Source organism: Kitasatospora sp. NPDC091207, from assembly GCF_044768625.1.
GTDB lineage: Bacteria > Actinomycetota > Actinomycetes > Streptomycetales > Streptomycetaceae > Kitasatospora.
This window is the reverse complement of record NZ_JBIVVS010000004.1, coordinates 168,844-184,162: the sequence shown is the minus strand read 5'-3', so window position 1 is coordinate 184,162 and position 15,319 is coordinate 168,844. Positions and strand designations below refer to the sequence as shown.

18 protein-coding genes are annotated in these 15,319 nt (G+C 73.1%); 8 read left to right on the top strand and 10 right to left on the bottom strand.

Going from position 1 to position 15,319, the window contains the following annotated elements; all coding sequences use genetic code 11:
* Nucleotides 1-54 precede the first annotated feature (54 nt).
* Both ACIQTO_RS10520 and ACIQTO_RS10515 read right to left on the bottom strand, forming a co-directional pair.
* Nucleotides 55-567, bottom strand: coding sequence for a GNAT family N-acetyltransferase (locus tag ACIQTO_RS10520; RefSeq protein ID WP_402385683.1), 513 nt, complete (start codon nt 565-567; stop codon nt 55-57).
* Nucleotides 568-738: 171 nt separating this feature from the next.
* Nucleotides 739-1,467 carry a FadR/GntR family transcriptional regulator gene (locus ACIQTO_RS10515; RefSeq protein ID WP_402385680.1) on the bottom strand — a complete coding sequence of 243 codons (729 nt, stop codon included), beginning with the start codon at nt 1,465-1,467 and terminating at the stop codon, nt 739-741.
* 383 nt (nt 1,468-1,850) lie between these two features.
* Here ACIQTO_RS10515 and ACIQTO_RS10510 point away from each other — a divergent pair, with 383 nt between their 5' ends.
* Genes ACIQTO_RS10510 through ACIQTO_RS10490 form a run of 5 tightly spaced genes read left to right on the top strand, consistent with a single transcriptional unit; the run spans nt 1,851 to nt 7,561 of the window.
* Entirely contained in the window at nt 1,851-3,317 is a 1,467-nt protein-coding gene (locus tag ACIQTO_RS10510; protein WP_402386283.1) for an amino acid permease, read from the top strand.
* Nucleotides 3,314-4,672: a glutamine synthetase family protein gene (locus ACIQTO_RS10505; protein WP_402385677.1), complete on the top strand. Its 1,359-nt coding sequence runs from the start codon at nt 3,314-3,316 to the stop codon at nt 4,670-4,672. The genes ACIQTO_RS10510 and ACIQTO_RS10505 overlap by 4 nt, the downstream gene beginning before the upstream one ends.
* Nucleotides 4,669-5,370 (top strand): gamma-glutamyl-gamma-aminobutyrate hydrolase family protein, encoded by a 702-nt coding sequence (locus ACIQTO_RS10500; protein ID WP_402385674.1) that lies wholly within the window; start codon nt 4,669-4,671, stop codon nt 5,368-5,370. The genes ACIQTO_RS10505 and ACIQTO_RS10500 overlap by 4 nt, the downstream gene beginning before the upstream one ends.
* Nucleotides 5,367-6,791, top strand: a complete 1,425-nt coding sequence (locus tag ACIQTO_RS10495; RefSeq protein ID WP_402385671.1) for an aldehyde dehydrogenase family protein — start codon at nt 5,367-5,369, stop codon at nt 6,789-6,791. Before ACIQTO_RS10500 ends, ACIQTO_RS10495 begins: the two co-directional genes overlap by 4 nt.
* The gene (locus ACIQTO_RS10490; protein ID WP_402385668.1) at nt 6,788-7,561 is read left to right on the top strand and encodes a 3-oxoacyl-ACP reductase; all 774 of its coding nucleotides are present in this window, start codon (nt 6,788-6,790) and stop codon (nt 7,559-7,561) included. The genes ACIQTO_RS10495 and ACIQTO_RS10490 overlap by 4 nt, the downstream gene beginning before the upstream one ends.
* A 77-nt stretch (nt 7,562-7,638) precedes the next feature.
* On the opposite strand, the gene ACIQTO_RS10485 is transcribed toward ACIQTO_RS10490, so the two are convergent.
* Complete coding sequence (locus tag ACIQTO_RS10485) at nt 7,639-8,076, bottom strand: glutaredoxin domain-containing protein (protein WP_402385665.1); 438 nt, start codon at nt 8,074-8,076, stop codon at nt 7,639-7,641.
* Nucleotides 8,077-8,446: 370 nt separating this feature from the next.
* Here ACIQTO_RS10485 and ACIQTO_RS10480 point away from each other — a divergent pair, with 370 nt between their 5' ends.
* Together ACIQTO_RS10480 and ACIQTO_RS10475 are read left to right on the top strand one after the other, a co-directional pair.
* The gene (locus ACIQTO_RS10480; RefSeq protein WP_402385662.1) at nt 8,447-8,998 is read left to right on the top strand and encodes a PQQ-binding-like beta-propeller repeat protein; all 552 of its coding nucleotides are present in this window, start codon (nt 8,447-8,449) and stop codon (nt 8,996-8,998) included.
* Nucleotides 8,999-9,253: 255 nt separating this feature from the next.
* A complete protein-coding gene (locus ACIQTO_RS10475) occupies nt 9,254-9,589 on the top strand; it encodes a hypothetical protein (protein ID WP_402385660.1) in 336 nt (111 codons plus the stop codon).
* On the opposite strand, the gene ACIQTO_RS10470 is transcribed toward ACIQTO_RS10475, so the two are convergent.
* From ACIQTO_RS10470 to ACIQTO_RS10460, 3 genes are all read right to left on the bottom strand, one after another.
* Nucleotides 9,576-9,854 (bottom strand): hypothetical protein, encoded by a 279-nt coding sequence (locus ACIQTO_RS10470; RefSeq protein ID WP_402385658.1) that lies wholly within the window; start codon nt 9,852-9,854, stop codon nt 9,576-9,578. The two genes, ACIQTO_RS10475 and ACIQTO_RS10470, sit on opposite strands and share 14 nt — an antisense overlap.
* Before the next feature lie 211 nt (nt 9,855-10,065).
* Nucleotides 10,066-10,884, bottom strand: a complete 819-nt coding sequence (locus tag ACIQTO_RS10465) for a lipase family protein (RefSeq protein WP_402385655.1) — start codon at nt 10,882-10,884, stop codon at nt 10,066-10,068.
* Between the two features lie 71 nt (nt 10,885-10,955).
* The gene (locus tag ACIQTO_RS10460) at nt 10,956-11,165 is read right to left on the bottom strand and encodes a hypothetical protein (protein ID WP_402385652.1); all 210 of its coding nucleotides are present in this window, start codon (nt 11,163-11,165) and stop codon (nt 10,956-10,958) included.
* A gap of 487 nt (nt 11,166-11,652) precedes the next feature.
* Between ACIQTO_RS10460 and ACIQTO_RS10455 the strand changes: the two genes are divergently transcribed.
* Nucleotides 11,653-12,003, top strand: coding sequence for a beta/gamma crystallin domain-containing protein (locus tag ACIQTO_RS10455; RefSeq protein ID WP_402385649.1), 351 nt, complete (start codon nt 11,653-11,655; stop codon nt 12,001-12,003).
* Nucleotides 12,004-12,084: 81 nt separating this feature from the next.
* On the opposite strand, the gene ACIQTO_RS10450 is transcribed toward ACIQTO_RS10455, so the two are convergent.
* From ACIQTO_RS10450 to ACIQTO_RS10435, 4 genes are all read right to left on the bottom strand, one after another.
* Nucleotides 12,085-12,555 carry a hypothetical protein gene (locus ACIQTO_RS10450; RefSeq protein WP_402385647.1) on the bottom strand — a complete coding sequence of 157 codons (471 nt, stop codon included), beginning with the start codon at nt 12,553-12,555 and terminating at the stop codon, nt 12,085-12,087.
* A gap of 29 nt (nt 12,556-12,584) precedes the next feature.
* Nucleotides 12,585-13,019 carry a cupredoxin domain-containing protein gene (locus tag ACIQTO_RS10445; RefSeq protein ID WP_402385643.1) on the bottom strand — a complete coding sequence of 145 codons (435 nt, stop codon included), beginning with the start codon at nt 13,017-13,019 and terminating at the stop codon, nt 12,585-12,587.
* A 180-nt stretch (nt 13,020-13,199) separates the two neighbouring features.
* Nucleotides 13,200-14,042, bottom strand: coding sequence for a MerR family transcriptional regulator (locus tag ACIQTO_RS10440; protein ID WP_402385640.1), 843 nt, complete (start codon nt 14,040-14,042; stop codon nt 13,200-13,202).
* A gap of 119 nt (nt 14,043-14,161) precedes the next feature.
* On the bottom strand, nt 14,162-14,806 hold the full coding sequence (locus ACIQTO_RS10435; RefSeq protein WP_402385637.1) for a dihydrofolate reductase family protein: 645 nt from the start codon (nt 14,804-14,806) through the stop codon (nt 14,162-14,164).
* Nucleotides 14,807-15,319: the final 513 nt, after the last annotated feature.

The following is a 15,319-nucleotide window of genomic DNA, read 5'->3' as shown; positions in this document are numbered from 1 at the left end:
GGCTCGCCGCTTCTCAGTCGGCCTCGGCTCACGGTGCGGGCTCCCTGTTCGGGCTCACGCTCCGGGCTCACGGGACATCCGCACGTTGGGCAGCCGGCCCCGCCAGAGTTCGCGCTCACCGGTGGTCCTGAACCCGTACCGCTCGTAGAAGCGGATCGCCCTCTCGTTGTACTCGGTCACCCACAGCCGGATCGGCGCGTCCTGCGCCCACGCCAGGAACTCGTCCATCAGCCGACCCCCGGTGCCCCGGCCTTGGGCTTCGTCCACCAGGTACATCGGCCCGAGCGTGACCACCCCGGCCCGGTGCCCGCACAGGAAGCCGACGATCTCCGCCCCGGAGCGGACGACCCGGCAGAACGACTGGTCCGGCTCCCGCACGGTCTCCTCGATGAACTCCCGCCACTGGGCGATGCCCTCCGCGGTCACGGCGGACCCGCGGTGCTCACGGATCCATGCCTCGTCGATCCCCGCTCCGGTGTCGGGGTAGGTCTGGAGCCAGGCCGTCAACTGCGTCCGGCCCACCCGGGCGGCATCGTCGGGACGGGGCACGTCGATCTGATGGACCATGGGGGTCATTCTTCCCGGCACAGCCGATGGGTCGCACGTGACTTTCGGCCCGGGCCGGCCGTACCGCGGTGACCGGCCGGGTCGCGGTGACCGGCCGCACCGCGTGACCGGGCGGGTCGTGCCCGGCCCGCCGGCGCGTGAGCCCCGTACCGACCCGGGCCTTCGGGCCGTTCAGCCGAGGAAGGCGCGCAGCAGCGCGGCGGTCGCTTCCAGGTGTTCCTCGGTGGCCCGGCGGGCGGCCGAGGGGTCGCCGGCCAGGATGGCGCGGGTCATCGCCCGGTGCTGGTCGGAGGCGTGGTCGATGTTGCGGCCGAGCATCGGGATGGCGTTGAGCAGGTCGTTGAGCCGGATCCGGGCCTCGGCGATGCCGGCGGCGAGCGAGGGGGAGCCGGTGAGTTCGCCGATCGCCAGGTGGAACCGGGAGTCGCACTGCCGGTACTCGTCCGGGCTCGCGTTGTCCGCGTCGGCGAGGCGTTGGCGCAGGTAGGTCCGCTGGTCCTCGGTGAGGTCGCGGCGGGCGGCGAGTTCGGCCGCGCCGGTCTCCAGGACCAGGCGCAGGGTGAGCGCGTCCTCCAGCTCGGCGCCGAGGTCCTGGGCGGCGCGGCGCAGCTCGCCGACGTCGGGCGCGGGGAGCCGGTAGGTGACGAAGGTGCCGCCGTAGCGGCCGCGGCGGGCCTGCACCCAGCCGGCCTGCTGGAGTGAGCGAAGGGCCTCGCGCAGGGTCTCGCGACTGACGTTCAGCCGGGCGGCGAGGTCGCGTTCGGCGGGGAGGCGGTCGCCGTGGCCGACCACGCCGAGCTTGATCGCCTGGAGGATCCGCTCGACGGTCTCCTCGAAGGCGTTGCCGGTGCGGACGGGCCGGAAGACGCTGTCGAACTGCCGATCCACCTGTGCCTCCACGGGGTGATCGTACCCGGGGGCGGGTGGCGGCCGGTCGGGGGAGCGGTCTTGACGCCGGGGCGGCCACGGGTGAACGATGCTGCACACGGCTCCAATGGTCTGCTTTCAGTCCATTGGAGCGCAAGGACGGCGCACCACGACGGCGTGGGCGCGCGTGCCGGTCCCCGCCTCATTCCCCAGGGGTGCGCATGACATCCGAAGAACCGGCCGGGTCCAGCCCGGCCGAGCAGCCTGTCAGACCACTGTTTCCCGCCGATTCCGCGCCCGTTTCCGCAGCGGCCCCCGCCTCCCCGGCAGCCCCCGAGGCCCCGGCGGCACCCGCCCTCTCCGAGGACGAGCAGCGGCTGCGCGAGCTCGGCTACACCCAGGAGCTGGCCCGCTCGATGTCGGGCTTCGCCAACTTCGCGGTGTCCTTCTCCATCGTCTCGATCCTCTCCGGCTGCCTCACCCTCTACGGGACGGGCATGAACACCGGCGGCCCCGCCATGATCACCTGGGGTTGGCCGCTGGTCGGACTGATGACCCTCTGCGTCGGCCTCGCGATGGCGGAGATCTGCTCCAGCTACCCGACCGCGGGCGGGCTCTACTACTGGGCCGCCCGGCTGGCCCGCCGTCAGGGGCCCGCCGCCTCCTGGTTCACCGGCTGGTTCAACTTCCTGGGCCAGGTGGCGGTCACGGCGGGTGTCGACTACGGAGCGGCCTTCTTCACCAACGCCTTCCTCGACCTCCAGTTCGGCTTCGCCGCCACGCCCGGCCACACCGTGGAGATCTTCGCGGTGATCCTGCTGCTGCACGGGCTGCTCAACACCCGGGGCGTCAGGCTGGTGGCCCTGCTCAACACGGTCAGCGTCTGGTGGCACCTGGTCGGCGTGGTGGTGATCGTGGGCGCGCTGGCCCTGCTGCCCAGCCACCACGCCCCGGCGTCCTTCGTGTTCACCGAGTTCGTCAACAACACCGGCTTCCGGAGCAACGTCTACGTCGGCATGCTCGGTCTGCTGCTCGCCCAGTACACCCTGACCGGCTACGACGCCTCCGCGCACATGACCGAGGAGACCCACGACGCCGCCCGGTCCGGCCCGCGCGGCATCGTCAACGCCATCCTCGTCTCGCTGGTGGCCGGCTGGATCCTCCTGCTGGGCATCACCTTCGCGATCCAGGACTACGCGGGGGCGCTCGGCAGCAGCACCGGGGTCCCGCCCGCGCAGATCTTCATCGACGCGATCGGGACGACCGGCGCCAAGCTGCTCCTGCTGATCGTGATCGGTGCCCAGTTCTTCTGCGGGATGGCCTCGGTCACCGCCAACTCCCGGATGATCTACGCCTTCTCGCGGGACGGCGCGCTGCCCGGCTCCCGGATCTGGCACCGGATCGACCCCCGCACCCAGACCCCGACCAACGCCGTCTGGCTGGCCACCGGCGGCGCACTGCTGCTCGGACTGCCGGCCCTGTGGAACACCACCGCCTACACCGCCGTCACCTCGATCTCGGTGATCGGCCTCTACCTCTCCTACGTGATCCCGGTGTTCCTGCGGCTGCGGCAGGGCAGGGCGTTCCCCCGGGGACCGTGGCACCTCGGCCGCTGGAGCACGCTCATCGGCGGTGTCGCGGTCGGGTGGACGGCGTTCATCACCGTGCTGTTCATGCTGCCCACCGTCAGCCCCGTCACCGCCGCCGACTTCAACTACACCCCCGTGGCGGTCGCCGTGGTCCTCGGGTTCGCCGGCCTCTGGTGGCTGGCCTCCGCCCGGCACTGGTTCACCGGCCCCCGCATCCAGGGCGCCCCCGCGCCCGGCAGCCAGGAACTGCCGGGCCGGAAGGGCTCCCCGGCCGACGAAATGGAGTCCCGATGACCGCGTCCCGGCTCACCCTCGACCGGCTGCGGCCGCTGGTCGCCGACGGCAGCGTCGACACCGTCGTGCTGGCCATGACCGACATGCAGGGCCGCCTGCAGGGCAAGCGGATCGCCGCCGAGTACTTCCTCAGCGACGTCGTCCCGAACGCGGCCGAGGGCTGCGGGTACCTGCTCGCCGTCGACATCGACATGAACACCGTGGACGGCTACCGGATCTCGTCCTGGGACAGCGGGTACGGGGACCTCGTCCTCACCCCCGACCTCGACACCCTGCGGGTGGTGCCCTGGCACCCCGCCACCGTCATGGTCCAGTGCGACGTGCACCACCACGACGGCAGTCCGGTCAGTGTCTCGCCGCGGCAGATCCTGCGGCGTCAGCTGGACCGGCTCGCCGAGCACGGCTGGCAGGCCCACGTCGGCACCGAACTGGAGTTCATCGTCTTCCGCGACAGCTACGAGCAGGCCTGGGACAAGGCCTACCACGGGCTCACACCGGTCAACCAGTACAACGTCGACTACTCCATCCTCGGCACCTCGCGGATCGAGCCGCTGCTGCGCCGGCTGCGCAACAGCATGGCGGGTGCCGGGCTCACCGTGGAGTCCGCCAAGGGGGAGTGCAACCCGGGCCAGCACGAGATCGCCTTCAAGTACGGCGAGGCGCTCACCACCTGCGACGACCACGCCGTCTACAAGACCGGTGCCAAGGAGATCGCCGCGCAGGAGGGGGTCAGCCTCACCTTCATGGCCAAGTACAACGAGCGCGAGGGCAACTCCTGCCACATCCACCTCAGTCTGCGCGACGAGCAGGGCCGGCCGGTGATGCCGGGCGACGGCCCGCACGGCTTCTCCCGCACGATGGAGCACTTCCTGGCCGGTCAGCTCGCCTGCCTGGCCGACTTCTCGCTGCTGCTCGCCCCCACCGTGAACGCCTACAAGCGGTACGTGCCGGGCAGCTTCGCCCCGACGGCCATCGCGTGGGGCCGTGACAACCGCACCTGCGCGTTGCGGGTGGTCGGCCACGGACCGTCCTTGCGGTTCGAGAACCGGGTCCCCGGCGGGGACGTGAACCCGTACCTCGCGGTGGCCGCGCTGATCGCGGCGGGCCTGTACGGGATCGAGCACCGGTTGCCGCTGGAGCCGGAGTTCGCCGGCAACGCGTACGCCTCCGACGCGCCCCGGGTGCCGTCCGGGCTGCGCGACGCGGTGGAGGCGTTCGAGCGCAGCGTGCCCGCCGCCGAGGCCTTCGGTGCCGATGTCGTCCAGCACTACGCCCACGCCGGCCGGACCGAACTCGCTGCCTACGCGGCGGCGGTGACCGACTGGGAGCGGCGCCGCGGATTCGAGCGGCTGTGACCGCGCGCCCGCTGATCGGCATCACCAGCTACCTCGACGAGGCGGCCTGGGGCGTCTGGCGCCAGCCGGCCGCCGTCCTGCCCCGGACCTACCTCGACTGCGTCTCCCGGGCCGGAGGCACCCCCGTCCTGCTCCCGCCCCAGGACGGCGGCGTCGAACGCCTGATCGGCGCACTCGACGGCCTGCTGCTCGCGGGCGGCGCCGACCTCGACCCCGCCCTGTACGGAGCCGACCCCCATCCGCGCACCGGGCGCCCCCAACCGCAGCGGGACCGCTGGGAGTCGGAGCTGCTGGCGGCGGCGCTCGACCGCGACCTGCCGGTCCTCGGCGTCTGCCGCGGTCTGCAGCTGCTGAACGTCGCGCTCGGCGGCGACCTGGTCCAGCACCTGCCGGACGAGAGCCACCAGACCCTGCCGGCCGCCTACGTCCGCCAGGAGGTGACGATCCGGCCCGGGAGCCGGCTCGGCGCGGTCCTCGGCGCCTCGGCCCGGGTCAACTGCTACCACCACCAGGCGGTCGGCCGGATCGGCGGCGGCCTGCTGGCCACCGCCCGGAGCGCCGACGGGGGCGTCGAGGCGCTCGAACTGCCCGGCCGGACGTTCACCGTGGCCGTCCAGTGGCACCCAGAGACCGATCCGCGGGACCTTCGACTGTTCGAGGCGTTCACCGCGGCGAGCTGCAAGGAGGCAGCCGGATGACCGGACCCGATCCGCACCGGGCGACCGGAGCCGACCCCGACGAGGCGACCGGCCCCGAGCCCTACCAGGTCGTCAACCCGGCCACCGAGGAGGTGATCACCACCGTCGAACTGGCCTCGCTCGCCGGGACCGACGCCGCGATCGCGCGGGCCGCGGCCGCGTTCGAGACCTGGCGCCGGGTCGCGCCCGCCGACCGGGCCCGGCTGCTGCGCGCCTTCGCCGCCGCCGTCGACGCCGACCGGGAGCACCTGGCCGCCCTCGAAGTCGCCAACGCCGGGCACACCGTGGGCAACGCCCGCTGGGAGGCCGGCAACGCCCGCGACGTGATCGAGTACTACGCGGCCGCCCCCGAGCGGCTGTTCGGCCGGCAGATCCCGGTCGCCGGCGGCGTGGACATCACCTTCCAGGAGCCGCTGGGCGTGGTCGGCGTCATCGTGCCCTGGAACTTCCCGATGCCGATCGCCGCCTGGGCCCTGGCCCCGGCCCTCGCGGCCGGCAACACCGTCATCGTCAAACCGGCCGAACTCACCCCGCTCACCGCGCTGCGGCTGGGCGAACTGGCCCTCCGGGCGGGCCTGCCCGAGGGTGTCCTGCAGATCCTCCCCGGGCGCGGCCCGGTGGTCGGACGGCGCTTCGTCACCCACCCCGCCGTCCGCAAGGTGGTCTTCACCGGCTCCACCGCCGTCGGCCGGGCCGTGATGGCGGGCTGCGCGGCCCAGGTCAAGCCGGTCACCCTCGAACTCGGCGGCAAGAGCGCCAACATCGTCTTCGCCGACGCGGACCTGGCCAGGGCCGCCGCCACCGCGCCGTACGCGGTCTTCGACAACGCCGGACAGGACTGCTGCGCCCGCTCGCGGATCCTGGTCGAGGCCTCCGTGCACGACGAGTTCATGGCGCTGCTGGAGACCGCCGTGCGCGGGGTGCGGGTCGGCGACCCGGCCGACGAGAAGACCGAGATGGGGCCGCTGATCTCGGCCGCCCACCGGGCCCGGGTGGCGTCCTTCGTCCCCGACGACTCGGCGGTCGCGTTCCGCGGCACCGCCCCCGACGGTCCGGGGTTCTGGTACCCGCCGACGGTGCTGGCACCCGTGCGCCACGACGACCGGGCCTTCACCGAGGAGATCTTCGGCCCGGTGGTCGCGGTGGTCCCGTTCCGCGGCGAGGAGGAGGCGGTACGGATCGCCAACTCCACCGAGTACGGCCTGTCCGGATCGATCTGGACCGGCGACATCGGTCGCGCGCTGCGGGTCTCGCGCGCGGTCGAGGCGGGCAACCTGTCCGTCAACTCGCACTCCTCGGTGCGCTACTCGACGCCCTTCGGCGGGTTCAAGCAGTCCGGCCTGGGCCGCGAGCTCGGCCCGGACGCCCTCGACGCCTTCACCCAGACCAAGAACGTCTTCATCTCCACGGAGGAACGATGAGCATCAGCGAACGACTCGACGGCCGGGTGGCGGTCATCACCGGCGCGGGCAGCGGCATCGGCCTCGCGACCGCCCGGCGGTTCGCCGCCGAGGGCGCCAAGGTGGTGTGCGTGGACCTCGACAAGGGGAGCGGGAGCAGGGCGGCCGAGGAGGTCGGCGGCCTGTTCGTGCAGGCCGACGTCACCGACGAGGCCGCGGTGGAGGCCATGTACCAGCAGGCCGTCGACCACTACGGCCGGCTGGACATCGCCTTCAACAACGCCGGGATCTCGCCGCCCGACGACGACTCCATCCTGACCACCGGGCTGGACGCCTGGAGGCGGGTCCAGGACGTCAACCTGACCAGCGTCTACCTGTGCTGCAAGTACGCCATCGGGCACATGCGGCGCCAGGGCAAGGGCTCGATCATCAACACCGCGTCGTTCGTCGCGGTGATGGGCGCGGCGACCTCGCAGATCTCCTACAGCGCCTCCAAGGGCGGAGTGCTGGCGATGTCCCGCGAGCTGGGCGTGCAGTTCGCCCGGGAGGGCATCCGGGTCAACGCGCTGTGCCCGGGGCCGGTCAACACCCCGCTGCTGCGGGAGCTGTTCGCCAAGGACCCGGAGCGGGCCGCCCGCCGGCTGGTGCACATCCCGCTGGGCCGGTTCGCCGAGCCGCAGGAGATCGCGGCCGCCGTCGCCTTCCTGGCCAGCGACGACTCCTCGTTCATGACCGCCAACACCTTCCTGGTGGACGGCGGCATCTCGGGGGCCTACGTCACCCCGGAGTAGCGGCGGCACCCCGGAGTAGCGGCGGCGGACGGGAGCCGTCGCGGCCGGGCACCCCGTACGCGGTGCCCGGCCGGCCGTCACCCGGACCGGTCGAGTTGGGCGCGCACCCAGGCGGGATCGGGGTTGACGTGCGGGCGGCCCGCCACGACGACGGTCGGCACGGTCTCGTCGCCGTTGTTGGCCGCCCGCACGGCCGCGGCCCCGGCCGGGTCGCGCCAGATGTCGACCCAGTGCGCCCGGCGCGCGCCGCGGCCCAGCCGGAACCGCAGACGCAGGCAGTACGTGCAGCCCGCCCGCCAGTAGACGACCGGCCGGCCGTCGAGCGCACTGCGGCGCCGTGCCTCCTCCGCACCGATCGACCGGGGGAACGCCAGCGGCGAGTGCACCCCCGCGAGCAGCACGAACAGCACCAGCAGGGGAGCGGCGGCCGCCGCCGACCCTTGGACGACCAGCAGGGTCGCGAGCAGCGAACCGCAGACCACGAGCACCATCGGGAAGATCCAACCACGCGTCATGAGGAGGGAGGCTATCGCCGACGCCGGCTCGTCGGACCGCCGACCCCGTGCCTGCCGCCCGCCGGGCTGGGGCCGCGCTCTTCCGGGCGGCGGCACGTCCGTCCGGCTGACAGGCCACCCGCCGGCGGGCGGCACTGCCGGGCTGGACACCCGACTTCGCCCGGAGGGCAGCTTCGGTGACCGAGGACGCGCCACCGCTGCGGCTCGGCCGCGCCGACCGGGCCGGTTGGGCGCTGACCGCGCCGCCGGGCAGCCTGGGCCGCCCGGTGGTCGGGGAGGGGCGGGTCCACCTGCTGGTCGGGGAGCGGCCCGCCGCGCGCCCGGCGGGGCGGCGACACCTCGGACGCCCGGGACAGGGACGCCTGGTTCGGTGACCGGGGGGGGATCGCCGCTCCTCGCCGGCCCCCGGCTGGTGCCGGCCACCGCCGCTTCGCGCGACCTCCGCACCCGGCCGCTCCCCTTCAGCGTCCTGGCCGCTGCCACCGGCGAGCACCTGTGGTCCCGCGACGCCGAACCGCTCACCGGCCACGCCGCCGCCGACCGGACGCTGCTGCTGCGGCGCGGCGACGGCGACTACCGCACGCAGCACCTGTCCGCGCTGGACCTGGACACCGGCCGTCGGCTCTGGCGCTGTCAACTGCCGTCCGTCGGCCACGCGGTCCTGGCGGCCGGCCGGGTCGTCGCCCAGGTCGGAGGCGTGGCGGGCGGCCCCGCCGCCGACTTCGGCGTGCGCTGCTTCGACGCCCGGACCGGTGAACTCCTCTGGCGCGGTCCCACGGCGAGGATCCCGGACCGGTCCGGCTGTCGGTCCACCCGCACACCGCCGCCGGCCCCGCGGTCGTCGTCCACCAGGTCCGCGAGCGCCGTCTGGTGCGACTGTGCCTCGACACCGGGGAACACCTGGGCGTCCTGGACTACCTGACCTCCCCGGGCCGGCTGTGTCCGCCGCACGGCGAGGGCACCCGCGACGGCCCGGTCGCCTGGCTGAACCTGTACGGCCGCCAGGTCGGCGTGCTGAACCCGCTCGACGCGCGGGCCCCGGCCCGGACCTTCCGGCTGCGCCCCCCACCCGCTACGGAGACCGGGCCGTCCTCGGGGCCGACGGCCGGCTCTACGCCTTCACCGCCGGCGGCCCTGGGCCGCCGACCTCGGGAGCGGCGGCCGCCGGCTCGCCCGGGTGGGCGGGCCGCCGCTGGAGGGACGCGAGGGCAGGCGGACGGCCCTGCACTTCCTGGCGTCCGGCGGAGCGGACGTCTTCGCCACCGTCGCGGACGAGACCACCACCCGGCCCCTGTTCGCGCTCCGGCACGGGCGGGTGCGGTGGCGACTGCCGTTCCTCGGCCGCCACGTCGTCCGGCTGGGTGACCGCGTGCCGGCCGCCGGCGGCGACCCCGGACGGGACCACCTGGCTCTCTTCGACGCCGAGACCCGGGCCGGTGACCGGCCCGCCCGTGCCCGGCCCTGGGGGCACCCCCCGGGCCGGGCCCCTGGACGCCGGCTCAGCCGGGGATGAGACCGTCGTCGTCGAGCATCTCGCGGACCTCGTCCAGGGAGCTGTCGGGCGCGGGCAGGATCAGTTCCGACGGCTCCAGGGAGTCGTCGGGCAGCGGCGTCCCCAGGCGGCGGATCGCGTCCAGGAGAGCGCCCAGCGTCCTCCTGAACCCTTCCTCGTCACCGGACTCCATCTCCGCGAACAGCTCGTCGTCGAGCGCGTTCAGCTCGGTGAAGTGGGCGTCGGCCAGCTTGACCTGGCCCTCGCCCATGATGCGAACGATCACGGTTCTCCGTTCCTGGGGTGGTGCTCCGGTCTCGGCGGCCGCAGCGCTGCCTCCATCCCACCGCCCTTCCGGCCCACCCGCCCCGCCATCCCCGCCCGAGGCGCCGCCCCATCACCCGGACGGGCCAGCGGAGGGCACGACCGGCCCTCTGGTTCACCGGCTCACGGGCTCACGGGCCCACCGGGACGGTGAGCCGCCCGCCGCTGGTGGATCAGGTGAGGTTCTTCTCCAGGGCGGTGATGTAGTTGCGCAGGAGGTGGTCGCGGATGCCGTCGCTCGCGGGGGCGAAGGGGTCCGCCGTGAGGCCCTTGGCGCGGTCGGTGAAGCCGCCGATCAGGCCGGTGGTGCGGAGTGTGCCGCTGGAGTCGATGTACCGGAGGGTGTCGACGTGGGTGTAGGCGGGCTCGGGCGGTAGCTGGGGGACGATGTCGTTGTTGTTGACGAAGCGGTGGATGCGCTCCTTGAACCCCTTGTTGCAGGCGGTGGCGAGGAGGCGGTCGCAGGTCCGGGGTTGGCCGTAGGTGTAGACGCCGTCGGCGGTCAGGCGGGGTTCCTCCAGGTGGAGGCGGGCTCCGGCGAGCATGGCGAGGGCGCCGCCGAGGCTGTGGCCGGTGAGCCACAGGCTCTGGTCGTCGGTGCGCAGTTCGGTGAGGGTGTCCCGGATGTCGGGGAAGACCGAGGTGAGGGCTTCGGCGAAGCCGTAGTGGACGTATCCGGTACCGGCGGGCCCGGGGCGCGGTGGGGTGGTGGCGTCGGAGAGCCAGTCGCGGATCTGTTGCGGTTCGGTGCCGCGGAACGCGGTGACGATCATGTGATCGCCGGCCATGGTGTAGGCCTGGGTGTCCTGGAGGGGGAAGGGCGGCGTGAAGCGCGTCTCGTGGTGACGGACCGTGTCGAAGCCCCAGGCGCGGGCCTGCCGCTCGATGGTGTCCTGGTCCTTGTAGGCCAGCTCGGAGGCCCGTGCCAGCCAGTAGGCATGGGCGAGGTCGTAGCCCTGGGCGCGGTGGTCGAACGTGGTGGGGACGGGCACGCTTCGGCTCCTTGGATCGTGGGGGCGGTGGGGGAGGTACCGGCGCCCGGGGGCCGGCGGTGGGGGAAGCCCTACGCGGCCGGCGGCGGGACGACCGGGACGAGGATCAGATTGCTGGTGGCGTTCACCGATGCGGTGATCGCGGACAGCTGGAGCGTGTACTTGACGGGGTTCTTCCGCACGTCCCAGAGCAGGGTGGCGTTGATCCAGGCGGTCTCGCGGGCCGTCGCGATACTGAAGCAGGACGTCGATGGTGACGGGGAGTTTTGAGTGGGCATCATGACGCCGTCCATGGGCGGGGATTTCGCGGTCGAACGTCGACCGCGCCCCGATGTCACAGCAGAAGATAGTGTGCGCACGATCCCGGGTGCGGGAGGCTCCACGGGGCGCGCTTCGGCGGGTCCCCGGTTTCCCGGATCGGGTCGGCCGCCGCGCGTCGCGGGCGGTGGGGCGTCGGTCGTGGTCGCACTGCGGGAGTGAGGGTAACTGGCATCCCGAAGCGCCCTGTTGTGCGATCCGAAAAGCGTCGCGAAGGGCGAGGCCGGCGACCGTGGGCGCGTGGACGGGCCGTGTCGCACTCTCGGACCTGCTGCTGCCGGACCGCGCGCCGGGGCCTGGCGAAGCCCCGGAGCGCCGAAGTATTCCGCTCATGGGAAGGGTGTCCGAAAGACGCCACCCTGGGTTGCGGTACGAACTGTTCTTGTTGCTGTTCCTTCGTCAAATCAGTCCGACTCGCATACCTGACCTCACTCACCAGGAGACTGCGCCATGCTGAAGCGACGAGTCGCTGTAGCCGCCGGGTTCGCCGTGATGGCTCTGGCCGGCACCATCGTGCCCGCCCACGCGACCAACGAGATCAACTTCGCTGAATGCCTGTTCGTCGGGGACTACTTCACCATCGGCATCACCGCCGACAACGGGCTCGGTTCCAAGAGGTGCTTCGCGAACGCGGGCGACCTCTGGATCGACCAGAGCCGGGTCACGAGTTTCAGCAGCGGCAACAACGCCGGGTACTTCGAGTACGAGCCCGGTGACGGCTCCCTCTACCGCCACTCCTTCGGCAAGAACGAGAGCCTCACCAAGAACTACGGCACGGTCACGACCCTGCACATCAACTGAGCTCGCCCGGCCGACAGCGCGTTGTCGGCCGGGGAGGAGCAGGGCCCCGGGCGGGGAGGGCACGGCCGCCGCCGCACGGGCTCAGCCGACGCCCGGGGCGTCCTCGCGACCCGCCGGTTGCCCGTGCGATCCGCGGTGACCGACGAGCAGGGCCGCGAGGGCGACCGCCGCGATGCCCTGGGCCCAGGCGGTGAGGGTCTTGTCGGTGAACCAGACGGGTTCGTACATGTCGGGCAGCGGGCCGAGGGCTCCGACGTCGACGTAGCGGTAGAGCAGGAGCAGGGCGAGCCCGCCGGCGGCCACGGCGAAGGCGTAGAGGTCCCCGAGCCGCCGTCGCCACAGCAGGACGAGCAGGACGGCGAGACCGGCGGCGGCGGCCTCGATCCGGAACAGGGTGCCCTGGCTGATGGTGGCGCCGACGGCGTCGTACCGGCCGGCGAGGTGGAGATGGACGACGGCGTCGACCGCGAGACCGGCGGCGGCGATCAGACGCAGCAGGAGCACGGCGATGTGCCGCTGCCGTCGGGCCGGGGGAGGGCTGGGGGTGGCCACGGTGGTGGGGGGCTCCTTCCGGGCCAGGCTCAGGAGACGGTGAGGGTGCCGTGCATGAACGGGTGGATGGTGCAGATGTAGGCGTGCGGGCCGGACTGCTGGGGCGCGGTGATGGTGGCGGTGGCGCCCGGGGCGATCGTGCCGGTGTCGAAGCTCTTGTCGTCGGCCGTGAGGGTGTGGGCGGTGGAGTCCTGGTTGGTGACGGTGAGGGTGGCGCCGGGGCTCAGCGTCAGTGCGGCGGGTTCGAAGAGGAAGTTCCTGATATCGACGTGGGTCGTGCCCTCGGCCGCGCTGGCGGAGGAGCTGCCGGCGGAGGGTGAGGCGGAGGGCGAAGAGGTGCCGACTGTCGCGGACCCCGCGCTCTGGGTCGGCTGCCCGCTGCCGGTCGAGGAGCTGGAGCAGGCGGCGAGCGCCCCGGCGAGCAGCAGGGCGCCGCAGATCCGGGTGAAGGTGGGGACGGTCATGGCGGCGCTCCGTTCGTAGGGAGGGCGCGCGCCCCGGTCGGGGCGGTGGTCGGACGGTGAGCACCCTGCGGCCCGGCCGGATGTCGGGCAATCACCTCCCACCTTCGACACCCGGTGGGGAGCTGTCCGGTGGCACGCTCCCAACGGACGGTGAATTCACCCTCCGGGGTGAGTTTCACGTCAGCCGGTGTGGCTGGTCCGAAAGGGCACCGCGACATCCACCACGTGCTCGTCCGGACCGGCGTCGGACCAGTTCGGGTAGTAGATCTCGCGGGCGGACGCGCTCGGCCGCAGCCCCCGCTCGTCGAGCCAGCCGGCCAGCGCCTCGAAGGCCCCCGCCATCGTCGGGTATCCACTGAGCCCCTTGCTCAGCTCGGTGTACGCCTGCCGGTGCGCGGGCTCCAGGCGTACACCGATGTGCCCGGCGGGCCCGACCGGGGCGTCGGTCGGAGCGCACACCTCGATCGGGCCGTTGCCGTCCTGGTCGACGACTCCGTGGTGGAGCGCGAACACCGGTCCCGACAGAGGTGCGCCGGCCGCGCGGAGGTGGGCGAACAGCTGCTCCACGGCTTCACCGAGAAACGCCGGCAGGCGGTCCGCCGTCACGTGGTGCTGGACGAAGACGACCTGTTGCTGCCGGACGTCTCGTTCGGCGATCGGGTACGGGGCCGGCGTCCCGTTCGCCGGCGTCGTCCCGTTCAGGAGGTTCTGGAGGTGGACGGCGAGCGGCCGGCGGGCGCGATGCTCCCGGTCACAGCCCTGCCAGTAGGCGGCGACGAGGTCGGCGGCCGGTCCGCCCTTCGCGTCGAGGACCGGCCCGATCAGGCGCAGTGGCATCCCGATGGCCCGCAGCAGGGTGATCAGCCGGGCCTTCTCCACCTGCTCGGGCCGGTAGTAACGCACCCGGGTACGGGGGTCGACATGGGCCGGCTCCAACAGGCTCCGGTCCGCGTAGAGCCGGAGCGCCTTGTGACTCAGCCGGCTGCGGGCGGCGAACTCCCCGATGACCATCAGATCTCGCATGCGCCGATCCTCGGCCCTGCCCCGGGGGGAGGCGCAAGCGCGGTGGCGCGGCTCGGGCCCGGACCGGGTCGGCCGGGGGGAGACGCCCGCCGCCCGCCCGACCCGGGCCCGAGCAGTGGTCACTTCCGCCAGAACAGGTGGTGCGTCACCCCGCTCGGGCTGGGCACGACGTCCAGGTGGAACCGGTCGAGCAGTTCGTCGGGGGACTCCCAGAGCCGTACGCCGGACCCGAGCTTCACCGGCGAGACCGCCACGTGCAGGGTGTCGACGAGGTCGGCGTCGAGGAACTCCCGAATGGTGCTGGCACCGCCGCCCAGCCGCACGTCCTTGCCCTGCGCCGCCTCCCGGGCCTGCGCGAGAACGGTGGCCGGGTCGCCGTCGACGAAGTGGAACGTGGTGTCGGAGAGCGTGAACGAAGGCCGCGCGTGGTGGGTCAGGACGAACACCGGTGTGTGGAACGGGGGCTCTTCGCCCCACCAGCCGCGCCACTCGTGGTCGCGCCAGGGCCCGCGCTGGGGCCCGAACTTGTTGCGGCCCATGATCTCGGCGCCGATGTTGTGGTCGAAGTCCCGCGTGAGGTAGTCGTCCAGGCCCCGGCTCCCTCCGGGCTCGGTGCGCCTGGGCCAGCTCGCCGTGGCGCCGGCCCAGGCGAACAGCCGCTCGGGATCGACATGACCGAAGGGCCGTTCGAGGGTCTGGTCCTCGCCGGCACCGATGCCGTCACTGGAGACGTTGAAGTTCTGGACTTTCAACAGCTGTGTCACATGGTCCTCCTGTGCTGATCCTCGGGGAGTTCGGGGAGGTCCGCTGGGCCCCCGCGGCCGGCGGGCGGGCGCCTGGGCACCACCACGCCACCGGGCCGACGTCCCGTCATCCTCTCGACCTCTCCGCGTGGTTGCTGATCCACCACCGTCTCATCCGGCACTGACAATCGGCGTCCGGCCGGGCCGTGGGGTCGTCACCGGCCGCGTCACCGGCCTCGCCGCCGGTGCCGGTGACACCGACGCGACCGGTGACGGTGGGTGCTGGACGGCCTCCCGGACCTCGCCTGTGCTGGCCGATCAGACCGGTCTCGCGGCTTCGGCGAGGGCACGGACACGGGAGGTGGCATGCTCGCCGGGCCGGATCAACCCCCGTGCGAGGGGCGGCGCGTCGGTGGGGAGGACGTAGGCGACACCGGGGCGCGGGTCGTGGCGCCGGGCGTGGGTGCCGACGACGAGGGCTCCCTGACCGGCCGCGACGAGGGTGAGTGCCTCCTCGACGCTCGCGGCCGTCGG